This is a genomic window from Dolichospermum circinale AWQC131C (assembly GCF_000426905.1).
Taxonomy (GTDB): Bacteria; Cyanobacteriota; Cyanobacteriia; order Cyanobacteriales; family Nostocaceae; genus Dolichospermum; species Dolichospermum circinale.
Genome location: NZ_KE384624.1, coordinates 16,284 through 17,007, shown reverse-complemented (window position 1 = coordinate 17,007; position 724 = coordinate 16,284). Strand labels below are relative to the sequence as shown.

Genomic DNA, 724 nt, shown 5'->3' with positions numbered 1-724 from the left:
TATTACTTTAGAAAAGTTCTTAATGATGCCGGAGACCAAGCCCGCGTTAGAGTTCTTGGCTGGGGACATTATTCAAAAACCTATGCCTAAAGGAAGACACAGCCGACTGCAAGGGAAACTTGGCTGCCAAATTAATTTAGTGAGTGAATCTGAAAAAATTGCCTATGCTTTTCCTGAACTCAGGTGTAGCTTTGGTAATCGTTCAATTGTTCCTGATATAGCAGTTTTTACATGGGAGCATATTCCCTTCCTGGCCAATGGAGAAGTCCCAGATAGATTTGAACAATCTCCAGATTGGGTAATTGAGATTCTTTCTCCTGAACAGAAATCAAATAAAGTGATTGGCAATATCTTACATTGTATGGAGCATGGGTGTAAATTAGGATGGTTTATTGATCCTGATGATTTAAGTATTCTAGTATTTTTATGCGATCGCCAACCAATGCTGCTGGAAAAAACCGATATTCTACCTGTATTGGCGGGAGTACAGTTAAAATTAACTGTTGATGATGTATTTGGCTGGTTGAGAATGGCTTAATTAAGTAATAGACAAGGTAAGTGTTTTACTAGTGACACTGTTGCATTACCGGAATTAGGAGCGAAATGTGGGTAAGATCATTAGTCACAAATAATAATGTATTATATTAAAATAATACTATAAATGATTTATACGTTTCCCCAGTTCTGAACTATAGGATATAATTCTTCTAAACGATTTCCACAT

At 36.5% G+C, this 724-nt stretch carries 1 protein-coding gene; it reads left to right on the top strand.

Annotated elements, in window-relative coordinates; all coding sequences use genetic code 11:
• Position 1: 1 nt before the first annotated feature.
• Positions 2 to 538, top strand: coding sequence for a Uma2 family endonuclease (locus ACIR131C_RS0115190; protein ID WP_028090888.1), 537 nt, complete (start codon positions 2 to 4; stop codon positions 536 to 538).
• The last annotated feature ends 186 nt before the right edge of the window (positions 539 to 724 follow it).